General features: G+C 75.6%; 19 protein-coding genes and 1 riboswitch. Of the genes, 14 read left to right on the top strand and 5 right to left on the bottom strand.

Features of this window, described 5'->3' with window-relative positions; genetic code table 11:
• Positions 1-159 precede the first annotated feature (159 nt).
• Positions 160-660, bottom strand: a complete 501-nt coding sequence (locus tag GCU67_RS10585; RefSeq protein WP_163611186.1) for a hypothetical protein — start codon at positions 658-660, stop codon at positions 160-162.
• Entirely contained in the window at positions 657-1,118 is a 462-nt protein-coding gene (locus GCU67_RS10580; RefSeq protein ID WP_163611185.1) for a hypothetical protein, read from the bottom strand. Before GCU67_RS10580 ends, GCU67_RS10585 begins: the two co-directional genes overlap by 4 nt.
• A gap of 53 nt (positions 1,119-1,171) precedes the next feature.
• Positions 1,172-1,315: riboswitch (cobalamin riboswitch) on the top strand.
• A gap of 37 nt (positions 1,316-1,352) precedes the next feature.
• On the opposite strand from GCU67_RS10580, the gene GCU67_RS10575 reads away from it, so the two are divergent.
• From GCU67_RS10575 to GCU67_RS21855, 10 genes are all read left to right on the top strand, one after another.
• On the top strand, positions 1,353-3,422 hold the full coding sequence (locus GCU67_RS10575; protein WP_163611184.1) for a putative cobaltochelatase: 2,070 nt from the start codon (positions 1,353-1,355) through the stop codon (positions 3,420-3,422).
• Between the two features lie 73 nt (positions 3,423-3,495).
• A complete protein-coding gene (cobO, locus tag GCU67_RS10570; protein ID WP_163611183.1) occupies positions 3,496-4,110 on the top strand; it encodes a cob(I)yrinic acid a,c-diamide adenosyltransferase in 615 nt (204 codons plus the stop codon).
• A 103-nt stretch (positions 4,111-4,213) separates the two neighbouring features.
• Positions 4,214-5,587 (top strand): cobyrinic acid a,c-diamide synthase CobB, encoded by a 1,374-nt coding sequence (locus GCU67_RS10565; RefSeq protein WP_163611182.1) that lies wholly within the window; start codon positions 4,214-4,216, stop codon positions 5,585-5,587.
• Positions 5,574-6,257, top strand: coding sequence for an energy-coupling factor ABC transporter permease (locus tag GCU67_RS10560; protein ID WP_163611181.1), 684 nt, complete (start codon positions 5,574-5,576; stop codon positions 6,255-6,257). The genes GCU67_RS10565 and GCU67_RS10560 overlap by 14 nt, the downstream gene beginning before the upstream one ends.
• A complete protein-coding gene (locus GCU67_RS10555; protein WP_163611180.1) occupies positions 6,254-6,565 on the top strand; it encodes an energy-coupling factor ABC transporter substrate-binding protein in 312 nt (103 codons plus the stop codon). The genes GCU67_RS10560 and GCU67_RS10555 overlap by 4 nt, the downstream gene beginning before the upstream one ends.
• Positions 6,562-7,296 carry a cobalt ECF transporter T component CbiQ gene (cbiQ, locus tag GCU67_RS10550; protein WP_163611179.1) on the top strand — a complete coding sequence of 245 codons (735 nt, stop codon included), beginning with the start codon at positions 6,562-6,564 and terminating at the stop codon, positions 7,294-7,296. The genes GCU67_RS10555 and cbiQ overlap by 4 nt, the downstream gene beginning before the upstream one ends.
• Entirely contained in the window at positions 7,293-8,138 is an 846-nt protein-coding gene (locus GCU67_RS10545; RefSeq protein WP_163611178.1) for an ATP-binding cassette domain-containing protein, read from the top strand. The genes cbiQ and GCU67_RS10545 overlap by 4 nt, the downstream gene beginning before the upstream one ends.
• Positions 8,139-8,143: 5 nt before the next feature.
• Positions 8,144-9,634 carry an Rv2231c family histidinol phosphate aminotransferase CobC gene (gene cobC / locus GCU67_RS10540; RefSeq protein ID WP_338104920.1) on the top strand — a complete coding sequence of 497 codons (1,491 nt, stop codon included), beginning with the start codon at positions 8,144-8,146 and terminating at the stop codon, positions 9,632-9,634.
• The gene (cobA, locus tag GCU67_RS10535; protein ID WP_163611177.1) at positions 9,634-10,863 is read left to right on the top strand and encodes a uroporphyrinogen-III C-methyltransferase; all 1,230 of its coding nucleotides are present in this window, start codon (positions 9,634-9,636) and stop codon (positions 10,861-10,863) included. The genes cobC and cobA overlap by 1 nt, the downstream gene beginning before the upstream one ends.
• A 122-nt stretch (positions 10,864-10,985) precedes the next feature.
• Positions 10,986-11,504, top strand: a complete 519-nt coding sequence (locus GCU67_RS21855) for a serine hydrolase domain-containing protein (RefSeq protein WP_211661138.1) — start codon at positions 10,986-10,988, stop codon at positions 11,502-11,504.
• Here GCU67_RS21855 and GCU67_RS10525 read toward each other — a convergent pair.
• Both GCU67_RS10525 and GCU67_RS10520 read right to left on the bottom strand, forming a co-directional pair.
• Complete coding sequence (locus GCU67_RS10525; protein ID WP_163611176.1) at positions 11,501-11,647, bottom strand: hypothetical protein; 147 nt, start codon at positions 11,645-11,647, stop codon at positions 11,501-11,503. The two genes, GCU67_RS21855 and GCU67_RS10525, sit on opposite strands and share 4 nt — an antisense overlap.
• A 117-nt stretch (positions 11,648-11,764) precedes the next feature.
• Positions 11,765-12,517: a (2Fe-2S)-binding protein gene (locus GCU67_RS10520; RefSeq protein ID WP_163611175.1), complete on the bottom strand. Its 753-nt coding sequence runs from the start codon at positions 12,515-12,517 to the stop codon at positions 11,765-11,767.
• A gap of 122 nt (positions 12,518-12,639) precedes the next feature.
• On the opposite strand from GCU67_RS10520, the gene acs reads away from it, so the two are divergent.
• From acs to GCU67_RS10500, 4 genes are all read left to right on the top strand, one after another.
• Positions 12,640-14,646, top strand: coding sequence for an acetate--CoA ligase (acs, locus tag GCU67_RS10515; RefSeq protein ID WP_163611174.1), 2,007 nt, complete (start codon positions 12,640-12,642; stop codon positions 14,644-14,646).
• Between the two features lie 188 nt (positions 14,647-14,834).
• Positions 14,835-15,515, top strand: coding sequence for a helix-turn-helix domain-containing protein (locus GCU67_RS10510; protein ID WP_163611173.1), 681 nt, complete (start codon positions 14,835-14,837; stop codon positions 15,513-15,515).
• Between the two features lie 118 nt (positions 15,516-15,633).
• Positions 15,634-16,134 (top strand): phage holin family protein, encoded by a 501-nt coding sequence (locus GCU67_RS10505; protein ID WP_338104919.1) that lies wholly within the window; start codon positions 15,634-15,636, stop codon positions 16,132-16,134.
• Between the two features lie 19 nt (positions 16,135-16,153).
• The gene (locus tag GCU67_RS10500; RefSeq protein ID WP_163611171.1) at positions 16,154-17,083 is read left to right on the top strand and encodes an alpha/beta fold hydrolase; all 930 of its coding nucleotides are present in this window, start codon (positions 16,154-16,156) and stop codon (positions 17,081-17,083) included.
• A gap of 109 nt (positions 17,084-17,192) precedes the next feature.
• On the opposite strand, the gene GCU67_RS10495 is transcribed toward GCU67_RS10500, so the two are convergent.
• A complete protein-coding gene (locus GCU67_RS10495) occupies positions 17,193-18,374 on the bottom strand; it encodes a MarP family serine protease (protein ID WP_163611170.1) in 1,182 nt (393 codons plus the stop codon).
• Positions 18,375-18,408: the final 34 nt, after the last annotated feature.

Here is an 18,408-nt window from a genome sequence, read left to right as displayed (position 1 = left end):
CCTCGAGCTGCTTGACGTGCTTGGACAGCACCGAGTCGCTGACCCCGATGGTGTCCCGGACGGCGGCGAAGTCCATGGTGTCGACGGCGGCGAGCAGCCCGCAGATCTGCAGCCGGGGCGGGGCGTGGACGACCGCGTCGAAGCGCGGCTGGACGGCGGTCACAGACCAGCCCGCAGCCCGGCGACGTAGAGCCGGGTGACGTGGCGGGACAGCAGGCCGGCCATGGTGCCGAGGACGGCGCCCACCACGACCATCGTCCCGCGCAGGTCGAGCAGGTACTCCGCCGCGCAGCCCAGCGCCAGCAGGGTCAGGTAGCCGGCCAGCCACCAGCGCATCATCCGGCGGACCCGCTCCTGGACCGGTCCGACCCTCCGGGCGTCCCACCAGGTGCCGCTCAGCCTCTTGTAGGCCGCCATCAGTGCGCCGAACCCGGCGAGGACGACGACGAGCACCGCGAGGGTCACCCGGGTGTCGTGGAACGAGTAGCTGGCCAGGAGCGCGAACAGCCCCAGCCCCAGGGACGCGTCCCACCACCAGGGCTGCACGAGCCGGTCGGCGAGCCGGGCGCGGTCGGCCTGCAGTCCGGCGAGCTGGGCGGCCGCCGCGTCCCGGTCCACCACCACCCCGTCGTCCGCGCCGCCGGACAGGCCCCCGGTCACAGGGCGCCCCGCAGCTCGGCGACGTGGATCCGGGACCACCACCGGCTGATGAACGCCAGCGCGATGCCCAGCACCGCGCCCGCGACGGCCATCACCCAGTGCTGCCCGTACCCGAGGTGCAGCACGAACGCCGGGACGACGACGAGCACGTACAGGACCAGCCACACGGCGATCGCCTTCCGCGTCCGCCCCTTGCGGAACCCGCTCACCCAGGTGCCGGTGAGCCGCTGGTAGGTCCTGACCAGCCAGCTCAGCCCGGCGACCCCGAGCAGACAGCCGACGACCGTGACGACCGGGTCGTCGAACGCCTGGGCCCCCAGCAGGACGAAGACGCACGAGCCGAGCAGCGCGTCGTACCACCACGGCTGCATCGAGCGGTCGGCCAGCGCCGCGCGGTCGGCCTGCAGGACGGCGAGCTGGGCCGCGGCGTCGTCCCGGTCGAGCCTGTTGCTTTCCATGTCGGAAAGAGTGGCGCATGACTTTCCACTTCGTCAAGAGATCCCGCCCCTGTCCTGCGCCGTGTCGCCATGGTCTGATGGACGCGATCTGCGACGGCAGTGGAGGAAGCCCGGTGGAACTCCGGCGCGGTCCCGCCACTGTGAGCCGGCTCCCGAGCCGGTGAGTCAGGAACTCCCGCCGTCGCCTCCTGCCACCTCCGGGCGTGGACACCCGGGGAGAGGACCTGTGCTCTCTTGACCTACCCCTTCGGTGCCGTCGTCGGCATGGACGACCTGCGCCTGGCCCTGCTGCTCAACGCCGTCTCCCCCGCCGTGGGCGGCGTGCTGGTGCGCGGTGAGAAGGGGACGGCGAAGTCGACGACGGTCCGCGCCCTGGCCGCCGTCCTGCCACCGGTGGACGTCGTCGCCGGCTGCCGCTTCGCCTGCGACCCCGCCGCCCCCGACGCCGAGTGCCCCGACGGCCCGCACCCGTCCGACTCCCCGGCGGTCACCCGGCCGGCGCGGCTGGTCGAGCTGCCGGTCGGGGCGTCGGAGGACCGCCTGGTCGGCTCGCTGGACCTCGAGCGCGCGCTCACCGAGGGCGTGAAGAGCTTCGAGCCCGGGCTGCTGGCCGGCGCCAACCGCGGCGTGCTCTACGTCGACGAGGTCAACCTGCTCCACGACCACCTGGTCGACCTGCTGCTCGACGCCGCCGCACTCGGCCGGGCCTACGTCGAGCGCGAGGGCGTCTCGGTGCGGCACGCCGCCCGGTTCCTACTGGTGGGCACCATGAACCCCGAGGAGGGCGAGCTGCGCCCGCAGCTGCTCGACCGGTTCGGGCTCACCGTCGAGGTCGCCGCACCGCGGGACCCCGACCTGCGCGCCGAGGTCGTCCGCCGCCGGTTCGGCTACGACGCCGACCCGGCCGCCTTCGCCGCCGCCTGGGCGGAGTCGGAGACCGAGCTCGCCGTCCAGATCGCCACCGCCCGCGCCCTGCTCCCCCGCGTGGTGCTCAGCGATGCCGCGCTGCGCCAGGTCACCAGCGTCTGCGCCGCCTTCGACGTCGACGGCCTGCGCGCCGATCTCGTCACCGCCCGCGCCGCCATCGCGCACGCCGCGTGGTCCGGGCGCACCGACGTCACCGAGGACGACGTCCGCACCGCCGCCCGCCTGGCGCTGCCGCACCGCCGCCGGCGCAACCCCTTCGACGCCCCCGGTCTGGACGAGGAGACGCTGGAGCAGGCACTGGCCGACTCCCGCCCCGAGGACTCCCCGCCGGACGACGACCCGACCCCGCCCGAGGGCACCGACCCCACCGACGGCGGCCCCGACGGCGACGGCGGCGGCACCCCTCCGCCGTCCGGCGACCCAGGCAAAGGAACCAATACCGGTGGATCTGAGCCGGATACGCAGGGAAAGGAACCAATGCCTGGGGACGACGGGCCGACAACCGCGCCGCGGGGTGAGGGCGGCGGGCACACCGACGCCGCACCCGCGCCGGAGCAGGCCGCCGTCGCCCCGGACGCACCGTTCCGCGTACAGCGGCTCGAGGTGCCCGGCATCGGCGCGGGCGCGTCGGGCCGGCGGTCCAAGGCGCGCAGCGAGCGCGGGCGGGTGGTCGGCTCCCGGCGTCCCGAGCACGCGGTCACCAAGCTGCACCTGGTCGACACCGTGCTGGCCGCCGCCCCGCACCAGCGGGCCCGCGGCCGCAGCGGCACCGGGCTGCTGGTCGAGCGCACCGACCTGCGCCAGGCAACGCTCGAGGGCCGCGAGGGCAACCTCGTGCTGTTCGTCGTCGACGCCAGCGGCTCGATGGGCGCCCGCTCGCGGATGGCCGCGGTCAAGGGCGCCGTCCTCTCCCTGCTGATGGACGCCTACCAGCGACGGGACAAGGTCGGGCTGATCACCTTCCGCGGCGGCGAGGCCGAGCTGACCCTGCCCCCGACCTGGTCGGTGGAGGCGGCGGCCGCCCGGCTCACCAGCCTGCCCACCGGCGGGCGCACCCCGCTGGCGGCCGGGCTGCTGCGGGCGCACGAGACGCTGCGGCTGGAGCGGGTCCGCGACCCCCAGCGCCGGCCGCTCGTCGTCCTGGTCACCGACGGCCGGGCCACCGGCGCGCGCGGCACCGACTCCCTCGGCGAGTCCCGGCGCGCAGCCGCGCTGCTGGCCTCGACCGGGGTGGCCAGCGTCGTCGTCGACTGCGAGTCCGGGCCGGTGCGGCTGGGCCTGGCCGCGACGCTGGGCGCGGTGCTCGGCGCGCAGACGATGCGGCTGGAGCAGCTGGGCGCCGAGCAGCTGGTCGCCACCGTCCGAGAGGCGGCCTAGTGAGCGAGCGTGCGAGCTCACCGATGAGCCCAGCGCCAGGCAGTGTTCCGACGAGCGCCAGCGAGGAGGACCAGTGCCCCAGGGACAGGTGACCGCGGTCCCGGTCGACGGGCTGACCACCCGCCAGCGCCGGAACCGGCCGCTGCTGGCGGTGCACACCGGGGAGATGAAGGGCAAGTCCACCGCGGCGTTCGGCATGGCCCTCCGCGCCTGGAACCAGGGCTGGTCGATCGCGGTCTACCAGTTCGTCAAGAGCGCCAAGTGGAAGGTCGGCGAGGAGAACGTGCTCGCCGTCCTGGGCCGGGTGCACGAGGAGACCGGCGAGGGCGGCCCGGTCGTCTGGCACAAGATGGGCTCGGGCTGGTCGTGGTCGCGCAAGTCCGGCGACGAGACCGACCACGCCGCCGACGCCGCCGAGGGCTGGGCGCAGATCAAGCGCGACCTGGCCGCCGAGGCGCACCGCTTCTACGTGCTCGACGAGTTCACCTACCCGATGAAGTGGGGCTGGGTGGACATCGAGGACGTGGTCGAGACCCTCAAGAACCGGCCGGGCAACCAGCACGTCGTCATCACCGGGCGCGACGCCCACCCGGCGCTGATCGAGGCCGCCGACCTGGTCGTGGAGATGACCAAGGTCAAGCACCCGATGGACGCCGGCCAGAAGGGCCAGCGGGGGATCGAGTGGTGACCCCTCCCCCGGCCATGTCGGCGAACATGGGCCTTTCCCCGGCGCCGCACGTCACCCCCCGACCGGCCATGTTCGCCAACATGGCCCCTCTGGGAGTGGCCCGGTGAACGTCCCGCGGATCGTGGTGGCGGCGCCGTCGTCGAACGCCGGCAAGACGTCGATCACCACCGGGTTGATCGCGGCGCTGACCAACCGCGGGCTGACCGTGAGCCCGCACAAGGTCGGCCCGGACTACATCGACCCCGGCTACCACGGCCTGGCCGCCGGGCGCCCGGGCCGCAACCTGGACAAGTGGCTGGTCGGCGACCACCGGATCACCCCGCTGTTCCTGCACGGCGCCCGCGGCGCGGACGTCGCGGTCGTCGAGGGCGTGATGGGCCTGTTCGACGGTGCCGCGCACGCCAGCGTCGAGCCCGGCTACGGCTCCACCGCGCAGATCGCGACCCACCTGCAGGCCCCGGTCGTGCTGGTCGTCGACGCCGCCTCGCAGGCCCGCAGCGTCGCCGCCCTCGTGCACGGGTTCGCCACCTTCGACCCGACGGTGCGGATCGGCGGCGTCGTCCTCAACCGGGTCGGCAGCGACCGGCACGAGGCGATCCTGCGCGAGGCACTCGGGTCGGCCGGCGTCCCGGTGCTGGGTGCGGTCCGCCGGATCGCGGAGCTGCAGACGCCGTCCCGGCACCTCGGGCTGGTCCCGGCGGCCGAGCGGTCGGCGGAGGCGGTGCGCACGGTGCGGGCCCTGGGCGCGGTGGTCGAGTCGAGCATCGACCTGGACGCCCTCCTGCGGCTGGCCCGCACCGCCCCCGACCTGGCCGGCGAGCCCTGGGACCCGGCCGCCGAGGTGACGCGCGTCGAGAGCCGCCCGGTCGTCGCCGTCGCCGGTGGGCCGGCGTTCACCTTCGGCTACGCGGAGACAGCCGAGCTGCTCGCCGCAGCCGGCGCCGACGTGGTCACCGTCGACCCGCTCCGGGACGACGCCCTGCCACCCGGCACCCGCGCACTGGTCGTCGGCGGCGGCTTCCCCGAGGTGCACGCCAGCGCGCTGGCCGCCAACGTCGGGCTGCGGACGGCGATCGCCGCGCTGGCCGCCGCCGGTGGCCCCATCGCCGCCGAGTGCGCCGGGCTGCTCTACCTGTCCCAGGAGCTGGACGGCGAGCCGATGTGCGGCGTGCTGCCCACCACGACGGCGATGCACCCGAAGCTGACGCTGGGCTACCGCTCGGCGGTCGCGCTCACCGACAGCGTGCTCGCCCCGGCCGGCACCCGGGTGCGCGGGCACGAGTTCCACCGCACCACCGCGGGCCCCGCCGCGGGCGCGACCCCGGCCTGGCAGTGGAACGCCGACGGCCCGGAGGGGTTCGTCACGGCCAACGTGCACGCCAGCTACCTGCACCTGAACTGGGCCGGGTCCCCGACGATGGCCTCCCGCTTCGTCGCCGCGGCCGCCCGGGTGGAGGTGCCGAGTGCACATCGCTGAGGGGTTCCTGCCCGCCCCGCACGCGCTGGGCTGGACGCTCGTCGCCGCCCCGTTCGTCGTCCACGGCGCCCGCTGCGTGGTCAAGGAGGTGCGCGAGCACCCCGAGTCGACGCTGCTGCTGGGCGCGGCCGGCGCGTTCACCTTCGTGCTGAGCGCGATCAAGCTGCCCTCCGTCACCGGCAGCTCCAGCCACCCCACCGGCACCGGGCTGGGCGCGGTGCTGTTCCGGCCACCGGTGATGGCCCTGCTGGGCACGATCGTGCTGCTGTTCCAGGCGCTGCTGCTGGCCCACGGCGGCCTCACCACGCTCGGCGCCAACGCCTTCTCCATGGCCGTCGTCGGCCCGTGGGTCGGCTACGGCGCCTACCGGCTGGTGAAGCGCTGCGGCGGCGGGCTGCTGCCCGCGGTGTTCGGCGCCATGGCGCTGTCGGACCTGGCCACCTACGTCACGACGGCGCTGCAGCTGGCGCTGGCCTTCCCCGACGCCGAGAGCGGGTTCCTCGGCGCGGCGGCGAAGTTCCTCGGCGTCTTCGCGGTCACCCAGGTACCGCTGGCGATCGGTGAGGGGCTGCTCGGCGTCCTGCTGTTCCGGGTGCTCACGGTCAACGCCCGCCCCGAGCTCGTGCGGCTCGGCGTCCTGCGCCCCGATCCCGAGCGGGCCGAGCCGTGAGGCGGCACCTGGTCACCGTGCTGCTGGTGCTCGCGGTGGTCGCGCTGTTCGCCGTCCCGCTGCTGGCCGGCGGCGACAGCGAGTACGCCGGCACCGACAGCCAGGCCACCGAGCTGATCGAGGAGTCCCGGCCGGACTACCAGCCGTGGTTCGAGTCGGTGTTCTCCCCCGGGTCCAGCGAGGTCGAGTCCGGGCTGTTCGCGCTGCAGGCCGGCGTCGGCGGCGTGGTGCTGGGCTATGTGTTGGGCCGGCTGCGCGGCCGCCGGCTGGCCGAGCGCACCCCCGCTCCCCCGCCGGTGGAGACGTGACCGGGCTGGCCGTCGACGACGCCGCCTGGGTCAGTGCCTGGCGGCTGCGCTCCCCCGCCGACAAGCTGCTGCTGTCGGTCGGCCTGGTGCTCTGCGCGCTGCTGCTCCCCGTCTGGCCGGGCAGTCTGCTGGTCGGGCTGACCGCCGTCGTCCTGGCGCTCGGCCCGGCGCGGGTGCCGGCGCGCACCTTCGGTCGCGCGGTGCGGGTGCCGCTGGCGTTCATCGCCCTCGGCGCGCTCACCACGGTGGTCCAGGTCGGCTCCGGCGGCTTCGGCTGGGCGCCGGACGCCGCCGCCCGGGCCGGCGGGCTGGTCGGCCACGCGGTCGCCGGCAGCGCCGCCGTCCTGCTGCTGGCCACCACCACCCCGATGTCGGACCTGCTGCCCGCGCTGGCCCGGTTGCGGGTGCCGGCTGCGGTGATCGAGGTGGCGTCGGTGACCTACCGGATGCTGTTCGTGCTGCTCACCAGCCTGTCGACCATCCGCGAGGCGCAGACCGCGCGGATGGGGCACTCCGGCGTCCGCGCCTCCTACCGCTCCTCGGGGATGCTGGCCGCCGCGGTGCTGACCCGTTCCTGGGACCGGGCCCGCCGGCTGCAGGACGGGCTGGCCGGCCGCGGCATGGAGGCCGGGCTGCGGGTGCTGCCCGAGGCGCTGCCGTCGTCCCGCCGGTTCGTGGCCGGCACGGTCGCCGGGCTGGCCGCCCTGGCCGCAGTGAGCGTGGTGGCGTGAGCCACCTGCCCCTCGCCGCCGAGTCGCTGGTCGCCGGGTACGAGCGCGGTGCGCGGGTGCTGGACGGCGCCACGCTCACCGTGCCCGCCGGACGCCGGCTGGCGCTGCTGGGCGCCAACGGCTCGGGCAAGACGACGCTGCTGCGCTGCCTGTCCGGCGCCCTGGAGCCCACCCGCGGCCGGGTCACCCTCGACGGTGCCGAGCTGCGGCACACCCGTGCGGGCCTGCGGGCGCACCGGCAGGAGGTGCAGCTGGTGCTCCAGGACCCCGACGACCAGCTGTTCAGCGCCTCCGTCGCCCAGGACGTCTCCTTCGGCCCGATGAACCTCGGCCTGACCGAGGACGAGGTGCGCGCCCGGGTCGCCGAGGCGCTCGACCTCCTCGCCGTCACCCACCTGGCCGGGCGCCCCACCCACCAGCTGTCCTACGGCGAGCGCAAGCGGGTCGCCATCGCCGGCGCGGTGGCCATGCGGCCCTGCGTGCTGCTGCTCGACGAACCGACCGCCGGGCTCGACCCGACCGCGGTCGGCGAGGCGCTGGCGGCGCTGCACCGGCTGCAGCAGGCCGACTCCACCGTGGTGATGAGCACCCACGACGTCGACCTGGCGCTGCGCTGGGCCGACGAGGTCGCCGTGGTCGTCGACGGCGGCGTGGTGCAGGGCGCTCCGGACGTCGTCCTGGGCGACGACGCCCTGCTCGCCCGGGCCCGGCTGGACCGGCCGTGGGCGCTCACCGTCGGCGCCCGGCTGCAGACACTCGGGCTCCTCCCCGACGGCGCCCTCCCCCGCGACGCGGACGCGCTGGTCGCCGCGCTGCCCGACCGGCCGGGGGTGCGGACCTGATCGTCGTGGGCGTCGGCGCGCGCACCGGGGTGCGCGCCGAGGAGGTGCTCGCCGCCGTCGACGCCGTGCTGCCGCCCAGGTCCGGGCCGGTCCGGCTGGCCACCCTCGACACCCGGGCGGCCGAGCCGGGGCTGCGGGAGGCGGCGGCGAGCCGGGGCTGGCCGCTCAGCGGGCACCCCGCCGCCGCGCTGGTCACCGTCCCGGTGCCCACGCCGTCGGACCGGGTCGCGGCCGCGGTCGGCACCGCCTCGGTCGCCGAGGCGGCCGCGCTGCTCACCGGCGGCCGGCTGCTGGTCGCCAAGACGGTGCACGGCCGGGTGACCGTCGCCGTCGCCGAGGACGCCGACCAGCCCCATCTGGACGCCGACCCGGACCACCCGGACGCCGACCCGGACCACCCCGACACTGACCGGGACCACGACGTCGACCTCCGGCACCACGGCGACGTCGAGGCGACCGAGGGCCTGGTCGACCTGGCCGTCAACGTGCGGGCGGGCACCCCGCCGGCCTGGCTGCGCACCGTGCTGCACGACGCCGTCGACGCGAGCGCGGCCTACCCCGACCCCCGGGCGGCCCGCGCCGCGGTCGCCGCCGCGCACGGCCGCCCCGAGGCCGAGGTGCTGCTGACCGCCGGCGCCGCGGAGACGTTCACCCTGCTGGCCCGGGCGCTCCGCCCGCGCCGGGCGGTCGTCGTGCACCCGTCCTTCACCGAGCCCGAGGCCGCGCTGCGCGCCGCCGGCCACGCCGTCGAGCGGGTGCTGCTGGCCCCGCCGTCCTACCGGCTCGGCGACGTCCCCACCGACGCCGACCTGGTGGTGCTGGGCAACCCGACCAACCCCACGTCGGTGCTGCACGCTGCTGCCGACGTCGCGGCGCTGGCCCGGCCCGGCCGGGTGCTGGTCGTGGACGAGGCCTTCGCCGACACCGCGCCCGGTGAGCCGGAGTCGCTGGCCGGCCGCACCGACCTGCCCGGGCTGCTCGTGGTGCGGAGCCTGACCAAGACCTGGGGCCTGGCCGGGTTGCGGGTCGGCTACGCCCTCGGCCCGGCCGACCTGGTCGCCGCGCTGGCCGCCCAGCAGCCGCACTGGCCGGTCTCCGCGCCCGCGCTCGCCGCCCTGGTCGCCTGCACCACCCCCGCCGCCCGCGCCGAGGCCGAGGCCGCCGCCGTGGCGCTGGAGGCGGACCGGGCGGCCCTGCTGGCGGCCCTCCCGCCCGGCGTCGAGGTCGTGGGAACACCGCGGGCGTCGTTCGTGCTGCTGCGGGTGCCGGGCGCCGCCCGGGTGCGTGCGCAGCTGCGGGACCGGGGCTGGGCGGTCCGCCGCGGGGACACCTTCCCGGGGCTGTCGGCCGACCACCTGCGGGTCGCGGTCCGGGACCCGGACACCTCCCGTGCGTTCGCCACCGCCCTGGCTGAGATCCTGGTGACCGGTCCGCAGCGTCGCGATCCGCACCCCCGTCCGCCCGGCACCGCCCCGACCCCCGACGAGACGAGCTGATGACCGCACCCGCAGACCCCGGCGCCGTCTACCCGGTCGGCCTGCGCCTGGCCGGACGGCGCGTCGTCGTCGTCGGCGGCGGCCAGGTCGCCCACCGCCGCGTCGCCGGCCTGCTGGAGGCCCGGGCGCTGGTCACCGTGGTCAGCCCGGAGGTCACCCCGGCCTTGGAGGCGCTCGTGGCCCCCGGGTCGGTCACCTGGCACCAGCGTGGCTGGGCCGAGGGCGACCTGGCCGGCGCCTGGTACGCCGTGGCCGCCACCGACGACCCCGCGGTCAACGCCGCCGTCGCCGCCGAGGCCGAGCGCGACCGGGTGTTCTGCGCCCGCGCCGACGACCGGGGGCTGTCCAGCGCCTGGACCCCCGCGGTCGGCCGGCAGGGCGACCTGGTGGTCGGCGTGCACGGCGGCGGTGACCCGCAGCGGGCCGTCGGCGTCCGCGACGCGGTGCTCACCGGGCTGACCGACGGCTCGATCGCCGACCGCGCCTCCCGCACCGCGTCGGTGGCGCCCGGCAGCGTCGTCCTCGTCGGCGGCGGGCCCGGCGACCCCGGGCTGGTCACCGTGCGCGGCCGGCAGGCGGTGGCCACCGCCGACGTCGTCGTCGCCGACCACCTCGCGCCGCAGGCGCTGCTGGCCTCGCTGCCGGCCGACGTCGAGGTCATCGACGCCTCGAAGCTGCCCCGCGGGCGCTCGATGGCCCAGGAGCAGATCAACGAGCTGCTGGTCTCCCGGGCCCTGGCCGGCAAGCGCGTGGTGCGGCTCAAGGGCGGCGACTCGTTCGTCTTCGGCCGTGGCTACGAGGAGGTCGAGGCCTGCGTCGCCGCCGGTGTGCCGGTCGAGGTCGTCCCCGGGGTCACCAGCGCGATCGGCGTCCCGGAGCTGGCGGGCATCCCGGTCACCCACCGCGGGATGACCCACGAGTTCGTCGTCGTCTCCGGCCACGTCCCCCCGGGCCACCCGGCGTCGCTGGTCGACTGGGCAGCCCTGGGCCGGCTGCGCGGGACGATCGTGGTGCTGATGGGCGTGGACACCGCACCGGCCATCGCCGCGGCGCTGGTCGAGCACGGGCGGGCCGCCGACACCCCGGTCGCCGTCGTCACCGACGGCGCCACCCCGGCCCAGCGGACGCTGCGCACCACGCTGACCGGGCTCGCCGCGACCATCACCGACGAGGGCGTGCGGCCCCCGGCCGTGTGGGTGGTCGGCGACGTGGTCTCGCTGGGGGCCTGAGCCGCGCCCGCGGTGCAGCCTGCACCACCCCCGGTGTCGGGCTGGCGGGATCGTCCGGAGCTGCGCCGGGACCGAGGCTGGAGGAGTCCGCACACCACCTCCGTCCCGAGGAGCTCCCGCCCGTGACCGGTACCCGTGCACTCCCCTCCCGCCTCCAGGCCGCCCGTCGGCCCCGCCGGGGCTCACTGCTGGCCTCCGGCGCCGCGCTGGCCGCCCTGCTCGGCACCGGGCTGCTCGCCCCAGCGACCGCCGCCGCGACCCCGTCGCACGCCCCGGCGGCCACCGCCTCCGTGCAGCGCGACCTCGACTCCCTGGTCAACGAGGGACGCTTCCCCGCCGTCCTGGCCTCGGTGACCGACGGGCGGGGCCGGACCAGGGACCTGGCCGCCGGGGTCCGCGACGTGACCACCGGTGGGCCCGCGCCGGTCAACGGCCGGATCCGGATGGCCAGCAACACCAAGACCTTCACCGCGACCGTGGTGCTCCAGCTGGTCGCCGAGCGCAGGATCGGCCTCGACCAGCCGATCGAGCGGTACCTGCCCGGGCTGGTGCGCGGGCCGGGCGGTGACGGCCGGGAGATCACCGTGCGCGAGCTGCTGCAGCACACCAGCGGCCTGCCCGACTACGACGACGTCGTCTAGCCCTCGGCCTCGAGGAAGGCGACGGTCTTGGCGACGGCCTGCTCGGTGATGCCCAGCTCGCGCGCCAGGGCCGACGCGGTGTCCGCGCCGCCGATGATCGAGTGCAGCGCGAGGTCGTGCACCGGGCGGATGCGCTCGTACACGCGCGACACGATGACCCAGGTCGCGGCCGACGTCACCGCGGTCAGGCCCCGAGCTCCTCGCCGCCACGCTCCTGGACTTCTACCCCCGGCTGGCCTGACCCCCGGGCCCCGGGACGGTCAGGTGGCCCAGGACCGCCCGGTGGTGAGCGGGACCCGCACCGCAGAGGCCGTGGCTGAATCCTCCAGCAGCACCTGGCGCTCGAACGGCGTCCGGTGCGGGCACGAGGTGCAGCGCACCTCGTGCGGCACCCGGTCGAGCAGGCAGCACGAGGCCCGGCGGGTGAACCGGGTGCCGCACACGTCGACGTAGCGGGGCGCGGGCAGCGGCTCGCCGACCGCGGCGGCCAGCGGCCCGGCCAGCGCCGTCACCGCGTCGACGTCGCCGACCGCCCGGCCCAGCGCGAGCAGCCGGTTGGCCAGCGAGTCGGTGGCGATCGCCCACAGCGGCCGCTCCCGCATCCCGCCCGCCTCGGCGACGGCGGTCACGACCGCGGCCACCGAGCCACGCAGCTCGTCGGCGAGGTCGGTCCCGGAGCCGGCCGTGGCCGTCGCCGCGATCGGGGTGTGCCCGGCCAGCAGGTGGACCGAGGTGTCGGCCAGCCGCGCCGACAGCCGCACGCCGGTGACCAGCCCGGCGAGCACCGGGGTCAGCAGCACGCTGGAGGCCGAGTACCACCACAGCGTCGCCAGGACCCGGCGGTCGGTGGTGCGCTGCCGCCGCGCCCGGTCCCCGAGCACCTGCGCCGTCCAGTCGGGGTCGGCCAGCCGGACGGCGGGGACTGCGAGGGCGCCGGGCGGGGCCAGCAGGCCGAGGGTGGCGGCGCCCCGGAGACGGGCCACGACCGTGCGCTGGGCCCCGTCGGTGGTCACTGCGACAGTCTGCCGTCCACCGCCGCGCGGTCCGGCCTGACGGGAGGGTGACGGGGGCCATAGGTTGTCCCCGAGGCAGCGCCGCCCGGACCGTGAGGTGGCGCCCGGACCCGGAGGTGCGCGTGAGCGAGACGACCGACGAGCAGACCCCGTCCAGCGAGCAGAGCCCGTCCAGCGAGCAGAGCCTGTCCAGCCGCGTGCCGGCCGGGGGCTTCCCGCCCCCGACCGACTTCGCCGCGACGGCGAACGTCGGCCCGGAGGTCTACGAGCGGGCCGCCGCCGACCGACTGGGCTTCTGGGCCGAGGCAGCCGCCCGGCTGGACTGGGCCGAGCCCTGGACCGAGGTCCTGGACTGGAGCAACCCGCCGTTCGCGAAGTGGTTCGTCGGCGGGAAGCTCAACGTCGCGGTCAACTGCGTCGACCGGCACGTCGACGCCGGCCACGGCGAGAAGGTCGCCTACCACTGGATCGGCGAGCCCGGTGACACCCGCACGATCACCTACGCCCAGCTCAAGGACGAGGTGTGCCGCACGGCCAACGCCCTCACCTCACTCGGCGTGACCGCCGGTGACCGGGTCGCCATCTACATGCCGATGATCCCGGAGACGGTGTTCGCGATGCTGGCCTGCGCCCGCATCGGCGCGGTCCACATGGTCGTCTTCGGTGGCTTCTCCCCCGAGGCGCTGGCCAGCCGGATCTCCGACGCCGACGCCGAGGTCGTCATCACCGCGGACGGCGGCTACCGGCGCGGGGCACCGAGCGCGCTCAAGCCCAACGTCGACGAGGCGCTGACCAAGGTCGAGGGCGTGCGGAGCGTCCTCGTGGTGAAGCGCACCGAGACCGACGTCGAGTGGACCGAGGGCCGCGACGTCTGGTGGCACGAGCTGGTCGCGAGCCAGTCGACCGAGCACGAGGCGCAGGCCTTCGACGCCGAGCACCCGCTCTACATCATGTACACGTCCGGGACGACGGCGAAGCCCAAGGGCATCCTGCACACCACGGGCGGCTACCTGACCCAGATCGCCTACACGCACTGGGCGACGTTCGACCTCAAGCCCGACACCGACGTCTTCTGGACCGCCGCCGACGTCGGCTGGGTCACCGGCCACAGCTACATCGTCTACGGCCCGCTGGCCAACCGGACGACGTCGGTGATGTACGAGGGGACGCCGGACACCCCGCACCAGGGCCGCTGGTGGGACATCGTCCAGGAGTACGGCGTGACGATCCTGTACACGGCGCCCACCACGATCCGCACGTTCATGAAGTGGGGCGCGGAGGTCCCGGCCGCGGCCGACCTGTCCTCGCTGCGGCTGCTGGGCTCGGTGGGTGAGCCGATCAACCCCGAGGCGTGGCTCTGGTACCACGAGAACATCGGCGGCGGCCGCTGCCCGATCGTGGACACCTGGTGGCAGACCGAGACCGGTGGCCACATGATCACCCCGCTGCCCGGCGCGACCTCGCTCAAGCCCGGTTCGGCGCAGCGGGCGTTCCCCGGGATCGGCGCGGCGGTGGTCGACGAGGAGGGCAACCCGATCGAGCCCGGCGCCACCGGCTACCTGGTGCTGACCGAGCCGTGGCCGGCGATGCTGCGCACCGTCTGGGGCGACGACGAGCGGTACAAGGACACCTACTGGAGCCGGTACGGCGAGGGCGTCTACTTCGCCGGCGACGGCGCCAAGCTCGACGAGGACGGCGACATCTGGCTGCTCGGCCGGGTCGACGACGTCATGAACGTCTCCGGGCACCGGATCTCGACCACCGAGGTCGAGTCGGCGCTGGTCAGCCACCCGACCGTCGCCGAGGCGGCGGTGGTGGGCGCCACCGACCCGACCACCGGCCAGGGCATCGTCGCGTTCGTCATCCTGCGCGGGGACGCCGTCGACTCCGGCGAGGACCTGGTGAAGGTGCTGCGCCAGCACGTCCGCAAGGAGATCGGCCCGATCGCCAGCCCACGACAGATCATGGTCGTGGCCGAGCTGCCCAAGACCCGTTCGGGCAAGATCATGCGCCGGCTGCTGCGCGACATCGCGGAGAACCGGGAGCTCGGTGACGTCTCGACGCTGACCGACTCCTCGGTGATGGACCTGATCAGCGCCAAGCTCCCCGCCACCTCCAGCGAGGACTGACGAGGGCCCCGGCCGACCGCGCGGCACCTGCACGTGGCGACGCTTGTGCTCTGCTCCCTCCCAGGGAGCAGAGCACAAGCGTCCGGGGACACACATCCGTCGGGGGACCCACGTCCCGAGTGGCTCCCCTGTCCACAGGGACGGACCGGGACGCCCGGCCCGGGGTGGCGGGACAGCAGGATCTGCTCGTGGCCGAGCAGAAGCCTGACGGTGCAGCGCTGGTGGGCGCGCTGCTCCGACGTGTCCGCCGCGCAGCCGACCTCTCCCAACGGGAGCTGGCCCGGCGCCTCGGCCTGAGTCCCACCACCGTGGCCCAGGTGGAGACCGGCCGGCGGGACCTGCCGGTGACGGCGCTGATACGAGCAGCCGAGCTCGCCGACCTCCGGATCGCCCTCGTGGACGGTGACGGGCAGGAGGTGACCGGCATGGCCACCGACGCCGTACGGGACCGCGGCGGGCGCCACTTCCCGGCCCACCTGGACACCCGCCACGGCGACCAGGACTGGTGGCACGGCAGCGAGCGGTACAGCCGGACGCGCCCCTGGTACACCTACGACCGCGACCGCGGAGCCCGAGACCGCCTCCGGGCCGATCTCGGCACACCTGCGGACCACCAGCCCCCGCAGCCGGGTGACGGGCCGGAGGCCAGGGCGCGCTCTCGCCAGGACGCCGCCTGGGCAGCACGCGCCGCCGAGCGCCGGCGCTGGACCGAGGAGCGGGCGCGACGCGGCTTCCCCGGAGTCTGGGCGCCGACGTGCACCTGCCCACCTGGCTGTGACGACCTGCTGTTCCCGTCGGCAGCCCTGTCGGCGCGGCAGAACGCCGTCCCGCACGTGGACGACTGCGGGTGCCGGTGCGACGTCAGCTGACCCGGTGAACGCGAGATGCGCCACGAGCGGGTGATCCGGTCCGGCGGCTGCGGCGATCATGCGGCACGATCACCGGAGGAACGCGTCGGACCCGGCGCAGATCAGAGAGGAGCCACCCGTGGCCCACAGTGTCTCGACGACCCAACTGGCGGGTCGGCCCACGGGCCCGGCCGAGCCCTCGGTCGGCACGCTCGCCAAGAGCGCGGCAGCCGACGTGTCCACGCTCATCCGCGCGGAGATCGAACTCGCCAAGACCGAGCTGACCACCTCGGCCAAGCGCGGCGGCATCGGCGCGGCTGCCTTCGCCGCGGCCGGCGTGATGCTCGCCTTCGCCGCCTTCTTCTTCTTCTTCTTCGTGGCCGAGCTGCTGGCGGAATGGCTCCCCCGCTGGGCCGCCTTCCTGATCGTCTTCGGCCTGCTGGTCGTGCTGGCCGTCGTCGTGGCCCTCATCGGCTACCTCCAGGTCAAGAAGATCAAGAAGCCGGAGAAGACCCTGGAGACGCTGCACGACCTGCCCGACCTGGCCCGCCGCGAGGCCCCCGGCCAGCGTCAGCACGACCTGCCGACCGTGCGCAACGGCAAGGTCGTCGTGGCCGACCCGCACGCGCCGCTGCGCTGAGCACCACCCCCGCGCGACCGTGACCGACCCAGGGGCCGGGCAGCCCGACGCCACCAGCGTCCTGCTGCCCGGCCCCTGGGCGCACCGGGACGTGTCCGCCAACGGCGTCCGGCTGCACGCCGCCGAGGCCGGCAGCGGCCCACTGGTCCTGCTCCTGCACGGCTTCCCCGAGTTCTGGTGGACCTGGCGGCACCAGCTGATCGGGCTGGCCGACGCCGGGTTCCGCGTCGTCGCCACCGACCTGCGTGGCTTCGGCGCCAGCGACAAGCCCCCGCGCGGGTACGACCTGCCCACCGCCGCCGCGGACGCCGCCGCCGTGATCCGCGCGCTGGGTGAGACCGAGGCCGTCGTCGTCGGCTCGGACTGGGGCGGGCTGGTGGCCTGGACGATGGCCGCCCTGCACCCGCGCAGCGTCCGCCGGCTGGTCGTCGTCTCCGCCGCGCACCCACGCCGGCTGCGGTCCTCGATCACCGACCCCCGGCAGCGGCGGGCCCTGGCCTACGCGCTGCACTTCCAGCTCCCCCGGCTGCCCGAACGTCGGCTCACCCGCGCCGACGACGACCCGGTTGCCGACCTGATGCGCCGCTGGGCGGGGCCGGCCTGGGCCGGCACCACCGACTTCGCCGAGGCCGTCGAGCGGTACCGCTCGGCCTCCCGCATCCCGCAGGCCGCCTACGGCGCCATGGAGTACTACCGCTGGGCCGGCCGGTCACAGCTGCGCCCCGACGGCCTGCGCTACGCCCGCCGGATGGCCGCCCCGATCACCGCCCCGACGCTGCAGCTGCACGGCGCCGCCGACCGCTACGTGCTCCCCTCGACGGCCGCCGGCTCGGGCCGCTACGTCGCCGGCGCCTACGAGTGGCGCGAGCTCCCCGGCATCGGCCACTTCCCGCACGAGGAGTCCCCCACCGAGGTCACCGCCGCCATCGCCGACTGGGCCAGGGGCTGACCACGGCCCTCGTGCCGGGGCCGGGCCCGCGACCGTGACGTGCTGGAGCGGCCCCCGTGCAGGGTCCCGGCCCGAGCGGAGCGAGGGCTGGGGGGCACGGGGGGTCCTTCTACTCGCAGGAGCCGGTGTCCACCTGTGCGCTGGAGCCGGCCCCGGTGGTCGCCGCCGTCATCACCTGGGCGATGGTGAGGGCGTAGCCGGTGTCGGGGTCGTCGATCGCGGAGGCGAAGACGACGCCGAGCACGGTGCCGTCGGGGGCGATGAGCGGGCCACCGGAGTTACCGGCCCGCACCTGGCCGAACAGGGCGTAGACGTCGCGCTGGACGGTGCCGGTGGAGCGGAAGTCCGGACCGCTGATCTCGCCGCGGTCACGCACGCGGGCCGGCCCGACGTAGAAGGGCCCGCCGCCGGGGTAGCCCATGACGATCGCGTCGGCCCCGGTGTCGACCGCGGTCGTGGCGAACTTCAGCGGCACCTGGGGCAGGCCGGGGACGGCGAGCACCGCGACGTCGGTGGCCTCGTCGACGTAGACGGCGGTCGCGTCGTACTCCTGCCCCTCGGCGGTCACCTGCGGGTCGGTCACCCCCGCGAGCACGTGCGCGTTGGTCATCACCCGCTGGTCGGCGTAGACGAAGCCCGAGCCGTCGATCTGCTTGGAGCACGAGGTCGCGATCCCGCGGATCTGCACCACCGACCCCTGCACCGCCGCGACGACCGGGCTGGCCAGCAGGGCCTGGTCCGGCGCCGGCACGTCCCGGGCCTCGGTCGGCGTCAGCGGGTCCAGCACGTCGGGCAGGCCGTTGCGGTCGATCGCCTGCCGCAGCGAGTCGTAGAGCGACCGCACCTGGGTGGGCACGGTGTGGTCGACCGCCTGCACCAGCGTCGACTGCCGCACCTGACCGGCGACCCCGGGCAGCGGGGAGCTGGCCAGCGGGGTGGCCACCATCCAGGCCACCAGCAGGACGGCGACCGCCGAGACCACCGCGCCGGCGACGGCGTCGACCAGCTTCGCCGGCTCCCAGGTGACCCGCGTGCGCACCGCCCGGCCGACCATCCCGGCCAGCAGCTGACCCAGCAGCGCCCCGGCGAGGACGACGACCAGCGCGACGAACACGCGGGTCACCGAGGACGTGGCCAGCTCCTCGGAGACCGGCCCGGACAGCTGCGCCCCGACGACCGCACCGCCGAAGAAGCCCACGAACGACGTGGCGGAGACGATGACCCCCTGCCGGAAACCGGAGAGCGCGAAGACCAGTGCCAGCGCGATCAGGACCAGGTCGACGACCGACACCTCAGCGCGCTCCTGTCCTGGCCCCCGGCAGTCC

This window comes from Modestobacter muralis (genome assembly GCF_010682105.1).
In the GTDB taxonomy this organism is placed as follows: Bacteria; Actinomycetota; Actinomycetes; order Mycobacteriales; family Geodermatophilaceae; genus Modestobacter; species Modestobacter muralis.
The sequence above is the reverse complement of the archived record's forward strand: the minus strand, read 5'-3'. Positions and strand labels throughout refer to the sequence as shown.

What these genes read in the sequence shown, in the direction of transcription:
- cobA (WP_163611177.1), top strand. Translation starts at nt 9,634, where the DNA reads ATGACCGCACCCGCAGACCCCGGCGCCGTCTACCCGGTCGGCCTGCGC.
- GCU67_RS10580 (WP_163611185.1), bottom strand. Translation starts at nt 1,118, where the DNA reads ATGGAAAGCAACAGGCTCGACCGGGACGACGCCGCGGCCCAGCTCGCC.